17 protein-coding genes are annotated in these 13,117 nt (G+C 67.9%); 15 read left to right on the top strand and 2 right to left on the bottom strand.

The features are described 5' to 3' along the window. Nucleotides 1-111 precede the first annotated feature (111 nt). The 3 genes from mftE to mftG are packed head-to-tail and all read left to right on the top strand — an operon-like array spanning nucleotide 112 to nucleotide 3,716. The gene (gene mftE, locus RCP38_RS15470) at nucleotides 112-858 is read left to right on the top strand and encodes a mycofactocin biosynthesis peptidyl-dipeptidase MftE (RefSeq protein WP_308473806.1); all 747 of its coding nucleotides are present in this window, start codon (nucleotides 112-114) and stop codon (nucleotides 856-858) included. After that, on the top strand, nucleotides 855-2,267 hold the full coding sequence (gene mftF / locus RCP38_RS15465) for a mycofactocin biosynthesis glycosyltransferase MftF (protein ID WP_308473805.1): 1,413 nt from the start codon (nucleotides 855-857) through the stop codon (nucleotides 2,265-2,267). The genes mftE and mftF overlap by 4 nt, the downstream gene beginning before the upstream one ends. 6 nt (nucleotides 2,268-2,273) lie before the next feature. Then, nucleotides 2,274-3,716: a mycofactocin dehydrogenase MftG gene (gene mftG / locus RCP38_RS15460; protein WP_308473804.1), complete on the top strand. Its 1,443-nt coding sequence runs from the start codon at nucleotides 2,274-2,276 to the stop codon at nucleotides 3,714-3,716. Here the strand turns inward: mftG and RCP38_RS15455 are convergent. Continuing rightward, a complete protein-coding gene (locus tag RCP38_RS15455; RefSeq protein ID WP_308473803.1) occupies nucleotides 3,698-4,951 on the bottom strand; it encodes a cytochrome P450 in 1,254 nt (417 codons plus the stop codon). The two genes, mftG and RCP38_RS15455, sit on opposite strands and share 19 nt — an antisense overlap. 115 nt (nucleotides 4,952-5,066) lie before the next feature. Here RCP38_RS15455 and RCP38_RS15450 point away from each other — a divergent pair, with 115 nt between their 5' ends. Beyond that, nucleotides 5,067-6,719 (top strand): carboxylesterase/lipase family protein, encoded by a 1,653-nt coding sequence (locus RCP38_RS15450; protein WP_308473802.1) that lies wholly within the window; start codon nucleotides 5,067-5,069, stop codon nucleotides 6,717-6,719. Nucleotides 6,720-6,733: 14 nt separating this feature from the next. On the opposite strand, the gene RCP38_RS15445 is transcribed toward RCP38_RS15450, so the two are convergent. Beyond that, nucleotides 6,734-7,207 carry a hotdog fold domain-containing protein gene (locus tag RCP38_RS15445; protein ID WP_308473801.1) on the bottom strand — a complete coding sequence of 158 codons (474 nt, stop codon included), beginning with the start codon at nucleotides 7,205-7,207 and terminating at the stop codon, nucleotides 6,734-6,736. A 406-nt stretch (nucleotides 7,208-7,613) separates the two neighbouring features. Here RCP38_RS15445 and rpsJ point away from each other — a divergent pair, with 406 nt between their 5' ends. The 11 genes from rpsJ to rpsQ are packed head-to-tail and all read left to right on the top strand — an operon-like array spanning nucleotide 7,614 to nucleotide 13,113. After that, the gene (rpsJ, locus tag RCP38_RS15440; RefSeq protein ID WP_003883485.1) at nucleotides 7,614-7,919 is read left to right on the top strand and encodes a 30S ribosomal protein S10; all 306 of its coding nucleotides are present in this window, start codon (nucleotides 7,614-7,616) and stop codon (nucleotides 7,917-7,919) included. A gap of 14 nt (nucleotides 7,920-7,933) precedes the next feature. Continuing rightward, nucleotides 7,934-8,587: a 50S ribosomal protein L3 gene (gene rplC, locus RCP38_RS15435; RefSeq protein ID WP_308473799.1), complete on the top strand. Its 654-nt coding sequence runs from the start codon at nucleotides 7,934-7,936 to the stop codon at nucleotides 8,585-8,587. Then, nucleotides 8,587-9,249 carry a 50S ribosomal protein L4 gene (rplD, locus tag RCP38_RS15430; protein WP_308473798.1) on the top strand — a complete coding sequence of 221 codons (663 nt, stop codon included), beginning with the start codon at nucleotides 8,587-8,589 and terminating at the stop codon, nucleotides 9,247-9,249. Before rplC ends, rplD begins: the two co-directional genes overlap by 1 nt. Further along, nucleotides 9,249-9,551, top strand: a complete 303-nt coding sequence (rplW, locus tag RCP38_RS15425) for a 50S ribosomal protein L23 (protein ID WP_046285394.1) — start codon at nucleotides 9,249-9,251, stop codon at nucleotides 9,549-9,551. Before rplD ends, rplW begins: the two co-directional genes overlap by 1 nt. Before the next feature lie 28 nt (nucleotides 9,552-9,579). Then, nucleotides 9,580-10,416, top strand: a complete 837-nt coding sequence (gene rplB, locus RCP38_RS15420) for a 50S ribosomal protein L2 (RefSeq protein WP_024440413.1) — start codon at nucleotides 9,580-9,582, stop codon at nucleotides 10,414-10,416. 17 nt (nucleotides 10,417-10,433) lie between these two features. Further along, a complete protein-coding gene (gene rpsS / locus RCP38_RS15415; RefSeq protein ID WP_006245110.1) occupies nucleotides 10,434-10,715 on the top strand; it encodes a 30S ribosomal protein S19 in 282 nt (93 codons plus the stop codon). Then, nucleotides 10,712-11,296, top strand: a complete 585-nt coding sequence (rplV, locus tag RCP38_RS15410; protein ID WP_308473797.1) for a 50S ribosomal protein L22 — start codon at nucleotides 10,712-10,714, stop codon at nucleotides 11,294-11,296. The genes rpsS and rplV overlap by 4 nt, the downstream gene beginning before the upstream one ends. Next, nucleotides 11,296-12,144 carry a 30S ribosomal protein S3 gene (gene rpsC / locus RCP38_RS15405; protein ID WP_308473796.1) on the top strand — a complete coding sequence of 283 codons (849 nt, stop codon included), beginning with the start codon at nucleotides 11,296-11,298 and terminating at the stop codon, nucleotides 12,142-12,144. The genes rplV and rpsC overlap by 1 nt, the downstream gene beginning before the upstream one ends. Nucleotides 12,145-12,146: 2 nt before the next feature. Further along, nucleotides 12,147-12,563 carry a 50S ribosomal protein L16 gene (gene rplP, locus RCP38_RS15400; RefSeq protein ID WP_308473795.1) on the top strand — a complete coding sequence of 139 codons (417 nt, stop codon included), beginning with the start codon at nucleotides 12,147-12,149 and terminating at the stop codon, nucleotides 12,561-12,563. Continuing rightward, nucleotides 12,563-12,805: a 50S ribosomal protein L29 gene (gene rpmC, locus RCP38_RS15395; RefSeq protein WP_308473794.1), complete on the top strand. Its 243-nt coding sequence runs from the start codon at nucleotides 12,563-12,565 to the stop codon at nucleotides 12,803-12,805. Before rplP ends, rpmC begins: the two co-directional genes overlap by 1 nt. Continuing rightward, nucleotides 12,805-13,113, top strand: a complete 309-nt coding sequence (rpsQ, locus tag RCP38_RS15390) for a 30S ribosomal protein S17 (RefSeq protein ID WP_308473793.1) — start codon at nucleotides 12,805-12,807, stop codon at nucleotides 13,111-13,113. The genes rpmC and rpsQ overlap by 1 nt, the downstream gene beginning before the upstream one ends. Nucleotides 13,114-13,117 lie beyond the last annotated feature (4 nt).

The raw sequence follows: 13,117 nt of genomic DNA, 5'->3' as shown, positions 1-13,117 counted from the left end.
GAGACGGGCGTGATCAGCAGTGACAATGGGGACCCGCATGCCGAAAAAATTTCGTCGACGGTAATCGTCAACAACTGGTGTACGACAGGTGAATTCGCTTACCATCGTGCGATGGCGGTGCGGGGTGAGCTCGGGGGTTCGACGTCGAACGACCTCCACGCCCTGCTCGAACGCCGATTACCGGGCCAGCCGGTGACGATCCTGGTGCCCGTCGGGTCCACCGAACAACACGGTCCGCACCTGCCGCTGGACACCGACACCCGGATTGCGCAGGCACTGTCCCGGGCCCTCGCCGCGCAGCTGGCGACAGCCGGGACCGGGTCGGACTGGCCGGTGGCCCCGGCCATCGCCTACGGGGCCAGCGGTGAGCATCAGAGCTTTGCTGGAACCATCTCGATCGGGACCGAGGCCCTGACCCACCTGGTGCTGGAGTACGGCCGCTCGGCCTGTTGCTGGGCGTCGCGGGTGGTCTTCGTCAACGGACACGGAGGCAACGTCCCGGCGCTGGTCGACGCGGTGGTCCGGCTGCGTTCCGAAGAGCGCGACGTGGCGTGGCTGCCCTGCGCGGTCCCGGGCGCCGACGCCCATGCCGGCCACACCGAAACGTCTCTGCTGCTGCATCTTTCACCCGATGAAGTGAGGTTCGACCGTGCGCTGGCAGGTAACAGTGCCCCGCTGTCCGATCTGTTGCCCGCAATGCGCAGCGGCGGGGTGGCCGCGGTGAGCGCGGTCGGGGTGCTGGGCGACCCGACCACCGCCACCGCCGACGACGGCCGGCGACTCTTCGCCGAGATGGTGGCCTGCGGTATCGCTGCGATCGAGAACTGGACGGTCGGGACGAACGGCATGCTGCGATGACCGCGGCGCGGTTGCCCGACGGGTTCGCGGTGCAGGTCGACCGGAAGGTACGGGTACTGGGGCGGGGGTCCACCCTGCTGGGCGGTTCGCCGACCCGGCTGCTCCGACTGGCTCCGGCGGCGCGGGAGATGCTCTCCGACGGTCGCCTGGAGGTGCGCGACGCGGTCAGTGCGCAACTGGCCCGCACCCTGCTGGACGCCACGGTTGCCCACCCCCGTCCCGCCGGTGGGCCGTCGCACCGCGATGTCACGGTAGTTATTCCAGTGCGGGACAACATCATCGGGCTGCAGCGGTTGATCGCGTCGCTGCGGGGCCTGCGGGTCGTGGTGGTGGACGACGGATCCGCGGTACCGGTGCGGCACGAGGATCTCACCGCGGCGCACTGCTGTGAGGTCGAGGTGCTGCGGCACGAGTCCAGCCGCGGGCCCGCGGCGGCCCGCAACACCGGACTGAACGCCTGCAAGACGGATTTCGTGGCGTTCCTGGACTCCGACGTGGTGCCGCGCCGGGGCTGGCTGGAAGCGCTGCTCGGGCACTTCTGCGACCCGGCGGTGGCACTGGTGGCACCGCGTATCGTCGGCATGTCCGACGAGGGAAACCTGGTTGCCCGCTATGAGGCCATCCGTTCCTCGCTGGACCTGGGCGGATGTGAGGCGCCGGTGGTGCCCTACGGCAAAGTCGCCTACGTTCCGAGCGCGGCGATCATCTGTCGCTGCTCCACGCTGCGCGAGTTGGACGGCTTCGACGAGGCGCTGCAGTCCGGCGAGGATGTCGACCTGTGTTGGCGACTGGTGGACGCGGGCAGTCGACTCCGCTACGAACCGATCGCGCAGGTCGCCCACGATCACCGTATCGATCTACGGAATTGGGTTGCGCGCAAAGCGTTTTACGGTGGATCGGCAGCTCCGCTGTCGGCTCGCCACCCCGGCAAGACCGCGCCGATGGTGATCTCCGGTTGGGCGCTGGCGGGCTGGGCGCTCATGGCGCTCGGGTCGGCGCTGGGCTACCTGGTGTCGCTGCTGCTGGCGGCGTTCACCGGACGGCGCGTCGCGAGGTCGATGCGCGGCCCCGACACAGCACCCGCAGACGTGGTGGCGGTGACGTTGCGGGCACTGGCCGCCGCGGGACTGCAGATCGCCTCGGCGCTGTGCCGGCACTACTGGCCCGTCGCACTGCTGGCCGCATGCGTCTCGCAGCGGTGCCGGCACGTCTTGCTGGTGGCCGCCGTCGTCGACGGGGTGGTGGACTGGCTGCGGCACGCGCGGTGTGAAGACGATGCCCAGCCGCTGGGGCTGCCGGCCTACCTACTGCTCAAGCGGGTCGACGACCTGGCCTACGGCGCCGGCCTGTGGGGCGGCGTACTGCGCGAACGCAACCTTGCCGCCCTCAGACCGCAGATCCGCAGTTAGGGTGCCTTGACGCCTCGGTTGGAGCACAGCGATGTCCTGGTGGTGGGGGCAGGCAGTGCGGGATCCATTGTTGCGGAGATGCTCTCGGCAGACCCCGCGTGTACGGTGACACTGATCGAGTCCGGCCCGGGGCTCGCCGACCCGGTGTCTGCGGCGCAGACCGCCGACGCCACGGCACTGCCCATCGGGGCGGACAGTGCGCTGGTGCGGACCTACCGCACGGAACTGACCACACAGGCCGGCAATACGGCCACCATCGTGCGCGGGGAGACCCTCGGCGGTTCCGGTGCGGTTAACGGCGGATACTTCTGCCGCGGGCTGCCGGCCGACTTCGCCGGCCTGCCCGCGGGCTGGTCTTGGCCGCAGCTACTGGAGTCGTTCCGCGCGGTGGAGACCGACCTTGACTTCACCGGCCCCCAGCACGGCGATTCCGGGCCGATCCCGGTACATCGCAGCATTGAATTATGTTATGGCACAGCACGATTCGTCGATGCGGTGCAGCGTGCGGGATTGCGGTGGATCCCGGATCTCAACGATTCGACCATGACCGCGGTCTCCGGTGTCGGTGCCGTCCCGCTGAACATCGTCGAGGGCAGACGCACCGGACCCGGCGCCGCCTACCTACTGCCGGCGCTGCCTCGCCCCAACCTGCAGGTGCATACGCAGACCCGCGCGCTGCGGATCGACGTGGTGGGAGGTCGGGCCGTGGCGGTGGAAGCGGCGACGGGGCGAGGGCCGGTCAGATTCGCCGCGGACCGAATCGTGTTGTCTGCCGGAGCTATCGGTTCGGCGCATTTGTTGATGCTCTCGGGTATCGGTGACGAGGCGATGCTGCGCGACGCCGGTATCGCAGTGCAGGCGGTGCTTCCGGTCGGCGCGCACTGCGCCGATCACCCGGAGTGGCTGGTGAGTGCGGGCTGGCCGGGCACCGCCGGGCGCCCGGTGCTCGAGGCGGTGCTGCACCACGCGAACCTGGAGATCAGGCCCTACACCAACGGATTCGCTGCGATGATCGCGCGATCCGGGGAACCGGACCCGCCGCAGATCGGGGTGGCGTTGATGCGGCCGCGGTCTCGCGGCCGCATCACCCTGCGGTCCGCCGATCCACGGGTGCCGCCGCGCATCGAGCACCGCTACGACACCGAACCGCAGGACCTGGCGGCGCTGCGCAACGGAGTAAGCCTGGTGGAAGAGCTTCTGGCGGTGAAAGACATTGGTGCGCAGCCGCACTGGTCGACATCCCAGCATCTGTGCCACAGTGCGCCGATCGGCGGCGACGATGATCCTGCGGCGGTGGTCGACGCGCAGTGTCGGGTACGGGGCGTCGACGGACTCTGGGTCATCGACGGCTCCGCGTTGCCCATCACCAGCCGTGGTCCGCACGCGAGTATCGCGATGCTGGCGCACCGGGCCACCACCCTGTTGCTCGATCAGGCGCGCAATCGATAGCGGATCGGCAGGTGCTTGAGGCCGCCGACGAACGTCGTCGACATCAGTTGCGGCTCACCGGCCAGCTCGATCGCCTCCAACCGGGGCAACAACGCGCTGAAGAAGCTGTTGATCTCCATGCGCGCCAGGGCGGAGGCCACACAGAAGTGCACCCCGTACCCGAACGACAGGTGCTTGTTCGGGTCGCGTCCCACGTCGAAGGTGAAGGGATCGTCGAAGACGTCCTCGTCGTGGTTCGCCGAGACGTAGGACAGATAAACGGATTCCCCCTTGGCGATCGGCACGCCGCGCACCTCGGTGTCGGCGGTGGCGGTACGCATGAACTCCTTGACCGGAGTCACCCAGCGGATGATCTCTTCGACGGCGGTCGGCATCAGGCTCATGTCGGCGCGGAGCCGCTCGCGCTGGTCGGGATGTTCGGCCAGGGCACGCATGCCGCCGGCGATGGCGGCGCTGGTGGTGTCGTGACCGGCGGTGGCGATGATGACGTAGTAGGAGGCGGTGTCCACATCCGACAGCGGCGCGCCGTCGATGGTCGCGTTGGCCACCGTGGAAGCCAGGTCGGCGGTCGGCTGTGCACGCCGTGCCGCGGTCAATTCCGCGAAATAACCGAAGAAGTCCAGGAGCACCGGCAGTTGCTCTTCGGGGGTGAAACCGCGCCGGTATTCGTCGTCGTCGCCGCCGAACAGTTCCTGGGTCAGCCGCAGCATGCGCGGAAAGTCCGATTCGGGCAGGCCCAGCAGCGACATGATGACGTACAGCGGGTAGTTGACCGCTATCTCCTGGACGAAGTCGCACTCGGGGCCGACCTGTGCCATCCGCTCGACGTAGCGGTGGGCGAGCTCGTCGACGCGGGTCTTCAGCGCACGCATCGCCTTGGGGCGGAACCAATCCGAGACGATGGTGCGCATCTTGTGGTGTTGCGGGTCGTCCATGTGGATCAGGGTCCGCAGGCCCATCCCGGACTCCAGCAGTGAGCGTTGCAGATCGTCGGCTTCGGCGGTGGCCAGCACCGGTCGCGGCTCGTTGATCCACAACAGGTTGTCGCGTTCGATGTCCATGATGTCGGCGTGCCGGGTGATCGCCCAGAACGGGCGGTAGGGCCGCCGGTCGACCAGGGATACCGGTGCGTGGGCGCGCAGATGCGTCAAAGCCGCGTGCAACCGAGGTTCGTCGGCATAGGCGCTGGGGTCGGTGAACACCCGGGCGGCGTCGTCGATTATCGGTGTGCTCATGCCCGAACTCCTCTTCGAATTTTTTGACACGTGTCAGGTTTGGTTTCCAGTGTCGGGTAACAACGCTCGTTGCGGTGGCGCTTTGGCCGGATCCGGCCGGTTAGGCTCTTCGGTCATGTCGATCGGATCGTGCCGTCGAGGCCTGCGGGCCGGAATCGTCGTGCTGGCGCTGACAGCGGTACTGGCCATCGGCTGTGTGCGTTCCGACGGTGCAATCTCGCGGCCCAGCATCAGTCCCCGCGCGGTGGCGCTCAACGCCGACGTGGTGCGTACCGGCTCCGGTCTGTTGAAAGGGGTGGTCGGCCCCGATCACCGACTGTTCCAAGGCATCCCGTACGCGGCACCGCCGCTGGGCCCGCTGCGGTGGCAGCATCCCGCACCGATGCCGGCGTGGCCGGGGGTGCGGGATGCGGCCAAGCGCGGGCCCTGGTGCATCCAGCCGGACGCCGCCGAGGTCGATCCGATCAGCGAGGACTGCCTCACGCTCAACGTGTGGACGCCCACCGGTTCGGCCGCCGAACCGCTGCCGGTCATGGTGTGGATCCACGGCGGAAGTTTCATCCGGGGCGCCGGCGACGTCTACCACGCGCAACGGTTGGCCGTTCGGGGCCGCATCGTGGTCGTCACCATCAACTACCGGTTGGGTGCGCTGGGTTTCCTGGCCGATCCCGCGCTGGGGGAGCCCGGCAACTACGGCCTGGCCGACCAGCAGGCGGCGCTGCGGTGGGTCCGCGACAACATCGGGGAGTTCGGCGGCGACCCGGACAAGGTGACCATCGCCGGTGAGTCCGCCGGCGGGATGTCGGTCTGCGATCACCTGGCCGCGCCGGATTCGGCCGGGCTGTTCCGTGCCGCGATCATCCAGAGCGGGCCGTGCCAAGCGCAGCTGGACGTGCCCGAGGCCCAGCGGCTCAGCCGGGAATACACCGAATCACTGGGGTGTGGAGCGCCGGGCCGGTCCGGGCAGGAGGTCGACGAGCAGATCACCTCCTGTCTGCGTTCGCTGTCGCCCGAGCGGTTCACCGAGCCGCTGTGGTTCGCCCGCTTCGGCACCGAACGGCTCAGCGGGCCGGTGATCGGGGTGCCATCGCTGCCGAAGGACCCGGTGCAGGTCTTCCGGGAATCCCCCGACGACGGAGGTCCGGCGCGCAAGCCGGTGCTGATGGGGGTCAACCGCGACGAGTTCACCCTGTTCGTCGCACTGCAGCATCTGCGCGTCGGCCGGGAGATGACCGCGGCCGAGTACCCCGAGGAGTTACGTGACGTCTTCGGCGACGGCCTTGCCGCCGCAGTGGCCGAACACTATCCGCCGTCCGCGTTCGGCGGCAGCGTCTCGCTGGCCTACGCCGCCGCCACCGGCGACGACGTCTTCGCCTGCCCGGCAGACCGGATGGCGCGCGGTCTGACCGCCGGTGCACCCGTCTACGGATACGAATTCGACGATCCGCGTGCACCGGCCCCGGAGATGTTCGACCGGGTGCCCTTCCCGGTCGGTGCCACCCACTCCCTGGAGATGCGCTATCTGTTCGACATCGGTGGCGCGCCGCCGTTGAACCCCGAGCAGCGCCGACTGTCCGACCAGATGATCGAGTACTGGGCGGGTTTCGTGGTGACCGGCGCCCCGATCGCCGTCGGCGAACCGGACTGGCCCGCGCTCGGGCCCGGGGCCGAGCGGAGGTGGATGTCGTTGCGGACCGACGGCAGCCGGCTGACGAGTGATTTCGCCGCCGACCATCAATGCGACTTCTGGGCGACCGTGCGGGGCTGAGGCCGCCGTCGCGGTCAAACCGGCGTCACCCAGGTGGTGATGTCGGCGTGCACCACCTCGACACCGGCCCTGTCGGTGACACTGACGGGCACCACCACCTCGGTTCCGTCGGTGATCGCGGCGAAGTCCGGCGGATCCAACCGGGCCGTGGCCCGCAGCGACGTCGTCGCCTTCTGCAGATACTGGACGTTCATGGACTTGGGGATCCAGCGATGAGTGCGGGGCACGGTGGCCTCCATCAACATCCCCATCGCGGCTTCGGCCGCATTGCAGGATGCGATCGCGTGCACGGTATGCAGGTGGTTGTAGACGAACGGCCACTTGGGCGCCAAGACCTCGGCCAGGCCGGGCTCCATCCGGACCACGTGGGGTAGCACCGAGGCGAAATAGGGGACCCGGGCCATCGCCGCGGCCGAGAACAGCCGAGTGCCGCCGGGCAGGCCCGCCAGCCGCCGCCAGGCCTGATAAGTACGGGTCGAGTCGGTCATAACCCTCGACCTTACCGGCAAGTAAGATCGGCTGCCCGGCGCTCGCGATCCGGCCGAACCCCTCCGTGCGGAGGGCGATCGCTGGGGATTTGGCCGCTGACCCGATCTGGGGCATACTATTCAGGTTCGCCTGCGCCGGGGTTGCCCCTGGCCGGGCATACGACCAGCGCCCACCCGGGCGCATCCGGTCCCATTCTCGTAGTGCGGAGCTTTTCCCCGTGCCCGAGACCGTGTCCGGGCGACACGCCCGACCGCGGGGACCGGTGGACCAGGACAGGTAAACAGCGGCGGCAGCGCCCAGTGCAGTGTCGACATCGGCCCCGGCGGGCCGGGAACGGCGCAAAGTAGCTGGGGCACAAGGGGTTCGAAAGACGGACCCCCATTGCAGGAGTGAGGTAGCAGAAGCGTGGCGGGACAAAAGATCCGCATCAGGCTCAAGGCCTACGACCATGAGGCGATCGACGCCTCAGCGCGCAAGATCGTTGAGACGGTCACTCGTACCGGTGCGTCTGTAGTCGGCCCGGTGCCGCTGCCGACCGAGAAGAACGTCTATTGCGTTATTCGGTCCCCGCACAAGTACAAGGACTCGCGGGAGCACTTCGAGATGCGCACCCACAAGCGGTTGATCGACATCCTCGATCCCACGCCGAAGACCGTTGACGCGTTGATGCGCATCGATCTGCCGGCCAGCGTCGACGTCAACATCCAGTAGGAGCACCAGCAACCATGGCACGCAAAGGTATTTTGGGTACCAAACTGGGCATGACACAGGTGTTCGACGAGAACAACAAGGTCGTGCCGGTCACGGTCGTCAAGGCCGGGCCGAACGTGGTCACCCGCATCCGCACCCCCGAGCGCGACGGCTACAGCGCCGTCCAGCTCGCCTACGGCGAGATCAGCCCTCGCAAGGTCAACAAGCCGCTGACCGGTCAGTACGCGGCCGCCGGGGTCAACCCCCGTCGGCACCTGGCCGAGCTGCGCCTCGCCGATGAAGAAGCGGCGGCCGCCTACGAGGTCGGCCAGGAGCTGACCGCTGAAATCTTCGCCGACGGCAGCTACGTCGACGTCACCGGAACCTCCAAGGGCAAGGGCTACGCCGGCACCATGAAGCGGCACGGCTTCCGCGGTCAGGGCGCCGGTCACGGCGCCCAGGCCGTGCACCGCCGGCCGGGTTCGATCGGTGGCTGCTCGACGCCCGGCCGGGTGTTCAAGGGCACGCGGATGTCGGGCCGGATGGGCAACGACCGCGTCACCACGCAGAACCTGGTAGTGCACAAGGTCGACGCCGAGAACGGCGTGCTGTTGATCAAGGGCGCCATTCCGGGCCGCAACGGTGGACTGGTTCTGGTCCGCAGCGCGATCAAAAAGGGTGAGAAGTAATGGCCGGCATCAAGATTGACGTCAAGACCCCGGACGGCAAGACGAGTGGCTCGGTCGAGCTGCCCGCCGAGTTGTTCGACGCTCCTGCCAACATCGCGCTGATGCACCAGGTGGTGAACGCTCAGTTGGCCGCGGCCCGTCAGGGTACGCACTCGACCAAGACCCGTGGTGAGGTCAGCGGCGGTGGCCGTAAGCCTTACCGGCAGAAGGGAACCGGCCGGGCCCGCCAGGGTTCGACCCGGGCGCCGCAGTTCACCGGTGGTGGCGTGGTGCACGGCCCGAAGCCGCGTGACTACAGCCAGCGGACCCCGAAGAAGATGATCGCCGCCGCCCTGCGCGGAGCGTTGTCGGACCGGGCCCGCAACGGCCGGATCCACGCGGTCACCGAACTGGTGAGCGGACAGACCCCGTCGACCAAGAGCGCCAAGACGTTCCTGGGTTCGCTGACCGACCGCAAGCGCGTGCTGGTGGTCATCGGTCGGGCCGACGAGACCGGAGCCAAGAGCGTGCGCAACCTGCCCGGTGTGCACATCCTGTCCCCGGACCAGCTCAACACCCACGATGTGCTGCGTGCCGACGACGTGGTGTTCAGTGTCGAGGCCTTGAACGCCTACATCGCTGGACACACAGCTCACACCACCACTCAGGAGGTTTCGGCCTGATGGCGACCATCACCGACCCCCGCGACATCATCCTCGCGCCGGTCATCTCCGAGAAGTCCTACGGGCTGATCGAGGACAACGTGTACACCTTCGTGGTGCACCCGGACTCGAACAAGACGCAGATCAAGATCGCGATCGAGAAGATCTTCGCGGTCAAGGTCTCGTCGGTGAACACCGCAAACCGGCCGGGCAAGCGCAAGCGGTCCCGGACCGGCTACGGCAAGCGCAAGGACACCAAGCGCGCCATTGTGACCCTGGCGCCCGGCAGCAAGCCGATCGACCTGTTCGCGGCACCGGCCTGACCGGAGTGAGAAGAGAGATCTAACTGACATGGGAATCCGCAAGTACAAGCCGACGACCCCGGGTCGTCGCGGTGCCAGCGTCTCCGATTTCGCTGAGCTCACCCGCTCTCACCCGGAGAAGTCGCTGGTTCGGCCGCTGCACGGCCACGGTGGGCGTAACGCCCACGGCCGGATCACCACCCGGCACAAGGGTGGCGGTCACAAGCGTGCCTACCGCGTGATCGACTTCCGTCGTCACGACAAGGACGGCGTCAACGCCAAGGTCGCTCACATCGAGTACGACCCCAACCGCACCGCGCGCATCGCGTTGCTGCACTACCTGGACGGCGAGAAGCGCTACATCATCGCCCCGCAGGGTCTGTCGCAGGGCGACGTCGTGGAGTCGGGCGCCAACGCCGACATCAAGCCCGGCAACAACCTGCCGCTGCGCAACATCCCCGCCGGCACCCTGGTGCACGCGGTGGAGCTGCGTCCGGGCGGCGGTGCCAAGCTGGCCCGCTCGGCCGGCTCGAGCATCCAGCTGCTGGGTAAGGAAGGCGCCTACGCCTCGCTGCGTATGCCGTCCGGCGAGATCCGTCGCGTCGACGTGCGCTGCCGCGCCACGGTCGGCGAGGTCGGCAACGCCGAGCAGGCCAACATCAACTGGGGTAAGGCCGGCCGTATGCGGTGGAAGGGCAAGCGCCCGACCGTCCGTGGTGTGGTCATGAACCCGGTGGACCACCCGCACGGTGGTGGTGAGGGCAAGACCTCCGGTGGCCGGCACCCGGTCAGCCCGTGGGGTAAGCCGGAGGGTCGCACCCGCCGGCCGAACAAGCCCAGCGACAAGCTCATCGTCCGACGCCGGCGCACCGGCAAGAAGCGCTAGGAATCGGAGGGAAAGCGATGCCACGCAGCCTCAAGAAGGGTCCGTTCGTCGACGACCATCTGTTGAAGAAGGTCGACGTCCAGAACGAGAAGAACACCAAGCAGGTCATCAAGACCTGGTCACGTCGGTCGACGATCATCCCGGACTTCATCGGGCACACGTTCGCCGTCCACGACGGCCGCAAGCATGTTCCGGTATTCGTCACCGAGTCGATGGTCGGGCACAAGCTCGGCGAATTTGCTCCGACGCGCACCTTCAAGGGACACATCAAAGACGACCGGAAGGCTAAGCGCCGGTGAGTGTTACGACTGAATTTCCGTCTGCTGTCGCCAAGGCCCGCTTCGTGCGGGTATCGGCCAGCAAAGCCCGTCGGGTGATCAACCTGGTGCGCGGCAAGTCCGTCGCCGACGCGTTGGACATCCTGCGCTGGGCACCGCAGCAGGCCAGCCTGCCGGTGGCCAAGGTCATCGCCAGCGCGGCCGCCAACGCCGAGAACAACAACGGCTTGGACCCGGCCACCCTGGTGGTGGCGAGCGTCTACGCCGACGAGGGCCCGACCGCCAAGCGGATCAAGCCGCGCGCCCAGGGGCGTGCGTACCGGATCCGTCGGCGCACCAGCCACATCACCGTCGTGGTGGAGAGCCGCCCGGTGAAGGCCGGTGGCTCGGCGCAGTCCGCCGGTGCCGCGCGGGCACGTCGCGCCCAGGGCAGCAAGGCCGCCGCCGAGGCGCCGGCCAAGAAGGCTCCCGCCAAGAAGGCTCCGGCGGCCAAGGCCGCCGAGAAGACGACTGAGAAAGCGGCGGCTAAGAAGGCGCCCGCCAAGAAGGCGGCAACCAAGAAGGCGCCTGAGACGTCCGACGCGAAGGAGGGCTCGGAGTAATGGGCCAGAAGATCAACCCGCACGGCTTCCGGCTCGGGATCACCACCGACTGGAAGTCGCACTGGTACGCCGACAAGCAGTACTCGGAGTACGTCAAGGAAGACGTGGCGATCCGTCGGCTGCTCTCCAGCGGCCTGGAGCGCGCCGGCATCGCCGACGTGACCATCGAGCGGACCCGCGACCGGGTCCGGGTCGACATCCACACCGCGCGGCCGGGCATCGTGATCGGTCGCCGCGGCACCGAGGCCGACCGGATCCGGGGCGACCTGGAGAAGCTCACCGGCAAGCAGGTGCAGCTGAACATCCTCGAGGTGAAGCAGCCGGAGGCCGTCGCCCAGCTCGTCGCGCAGGGCGTTGCCGAGCAGCTGAGCAACCGGGTGGCGTTCCGCCGCGCGATGCGCAAGGCCATCCAGTCGGCGATGCGTCAGCCCAACGTCAAGGGCATCCGGGTGCAGTGCTCGGGCCGTCTCGGCGGCGCCGAGATGAGCCGCTCGGAGTTCTACCGCGAGGGTCGGGTGCCGCTGCACACGCTGCGCGCCGACATCGACTACGGGCTCTACGAGGCCAAGACCACCTTCGGCCGGATCGGCGTGAAGGTCTGGATCTACAAGGGCGACGTCGTCGGTGGCAAGCGCGAGCTGGCCGCTTCCGCTCCGTCGGCCGACCGTCCGCGCCGGGAACGGCCGTCGGGCACCCGCCCGCGCCGCAGTGGCGCCTCGGGTACCACCGCGACCAGCACCGACGCCGGGCGGGCCGCTGAGAGCACCGAGAACACCGCTGCTGCAGCTCCGGTCGCAGAAGGATCAGTGACCGCGGAGTCGCAAGCAACGCAGAGCACGGAGAGCTAATCATGCTGATTCCCCGTAAGGTCAAGCACCGCAAGCAGCATCACCCCAAGCAGCGCGGTATCGCCAGCGGCGGCACCGCGGTGACGTTCGGTGACTACGGCATCCAGGCACTGGAGCACGCCTACATCACCAACCGGCAGATCGAGTCCGCTCGTATCGCCATCAACCGGCACATCAAGCGTGGCGGCAAGGTGTGGATCAACATCTTCCCGGACCGCCCGCTGACCAAGAAGCCCGCCGAGACCCGGATGGGTTCCGGTAAGGGTTCGCCGGAGTGGTGGGTTGCCAACGTCAAGCCGGGTCGTGTGCTCTTCGAGCTCAGCTACCCGAATGAGGCCATCGCCCGTGCCGCACTGACCCGGGCGATCCACAAGCTGCCGATCAAGGCGCGCATCGTCACCCGAGAGGAGCAGTTCTGATGGCAGCGGGAGTAACCGCCGGCGAACTGCGCGAGCTTAACGCCGACGAGCTCGTCGAGCAGCTGCGCGAGTCCAAAGAAGAGCTGTTCAACCTGCGTTTCCAGATGGCGACCGGGCAGCTCACCAACAACCGTCGGCTCCGCACGGTGCGCCACCAGATCGCGCGCATCTACACCGTGTTGCGCGAACGGGAACTGGGCCTGGCGTCCGGTCCCGATGGTTCTGAAGGCGAGGCATCGTAATGGCACAGGCTAACGCCGCGGAGAAGGGCACCAAGCACACTCCGCGTACCGAGACGCCGCGGGGTCGCCGCAAGACCCAGATCGGCTACGTGGTGAGCGACAAGATGGACAAGACCATCGTCGTCGAGCTGGAAGACCGCGTGAAGCACCCGCTTTACGGCAAGATCATCCGGACCACCAAGAAGGTCAAGGCGCACGACGAGAACAACACGGCCGGCATCGGCGACCGCGTGTCGCTGATGGAGACCCGCCCGCTGTCGGCGACGAAGCGGTGGCGGCTGGTCGAGATCTTGGAGAAGGCCAAGTAGTACG

This window comes from Mycolicibacter sp. MU0083 (genome assembly GCF_963378075.1).
Taxonomy (GTDB): domain Bacteria; phylum Actinomycetota; class Actinomycetes; order Mycobacteriales; family Mycobacteriaceae; genus Mycobacterium; species Mycobacterium kokjensenii.
Note: the sequence above shows the minus strand (reverse complement) of the source record. Positions and strands in the feature narration are given on the sequence as shown.

Coding starts and splice junctions, on each gene's coding strand:
- mftE (WP_308473806.1), top strand. CDS start 112: ATGGCGGTGCGGGGTGAGCTCGGGGGTTCGACGTCGAACGACCTCCAC.
- mftF (WP_308473805.1), top strand. CDS start 855: ATGACCGCGGCGCGGTTGCCCGACGGGTTCGCGGTGCAGGTCGACCGG.
- RCP38_RS15455 (WP_308473803.1), bottom strand. CDS start 4,951: ATGAGCACACCGATAATCGACGACGCCGCCCGGGTGTTCACCGACCCC.
- RCP38_RS15450 (WP_308473802.1), top strand. CDS start 5,067: ATGTCGATCGGATCGTGCCGTCGAGGCCTGCGGGCCGGAATCGTCGTG.
- RCP38_RS15445 (WP_308473801.1), bottom strand. CDS start 7,207: ATGACCGACTCGACCCGTACTTATCAGGCCTGGCGGCGGCTGGCGGGC.
- rplC (WP_308473799.1), top strand. CDS start 7,934: ATGGCACGCAAAGGTATTTTGGGTACCAAACTGGGCATGACACAGGTG.
- rplD (WP_308473798.1), top strand. CDS start 8,587: ATGGCCGGCATCAAGATTGACGTCAAGACCCCGGACGGCAAGACGAGT.
- rplW (WP_046285394.1), top strand. CDS start 9,249: ATGGCGACCATCACCGACCCCCGCGACATCATCCTCGCGCCGGTCATC.
- rplB (WP_024440413.1), top strand. CDS start 9,580: ATGGGAATCCGCAAGTACAAGCCGACGACCCCGGGTCGTCGCGGTGCC.
- rpsS (WP_006245110.1), top strand. CDS start 10,434: ATGCCACGCAGCCTCAAGAAGGGTCCGTTCGTCGACGACCATCTGTTG.
- rpsC (WP_308473796.1), top strand. CDS start 11,296: ATGGGCCAGAAGATCAACCCGCACGGCTTCCGGCTCGGGATCACCACC.
- rplP (WP_308473795.1), top strand. CDS start 12,147: ATGCTGATTCCCCGTAAGGTCAAGCACCGCAAGCAGCATCACCCCAAG.
- rpmC (WP_308473794.1), top strand. CDS start 12,563: ATGGCAGCGGGAGTAACCGCCGGCGAACTGCGCGAGCTTAACGCCGAC.
- rpsQ (WP_308473793.1), top strand. CDS start 12,805: ATGGCACAGGCTAACGCCGCGGAGAAGGGCACCAAGCACACTCCGCGT.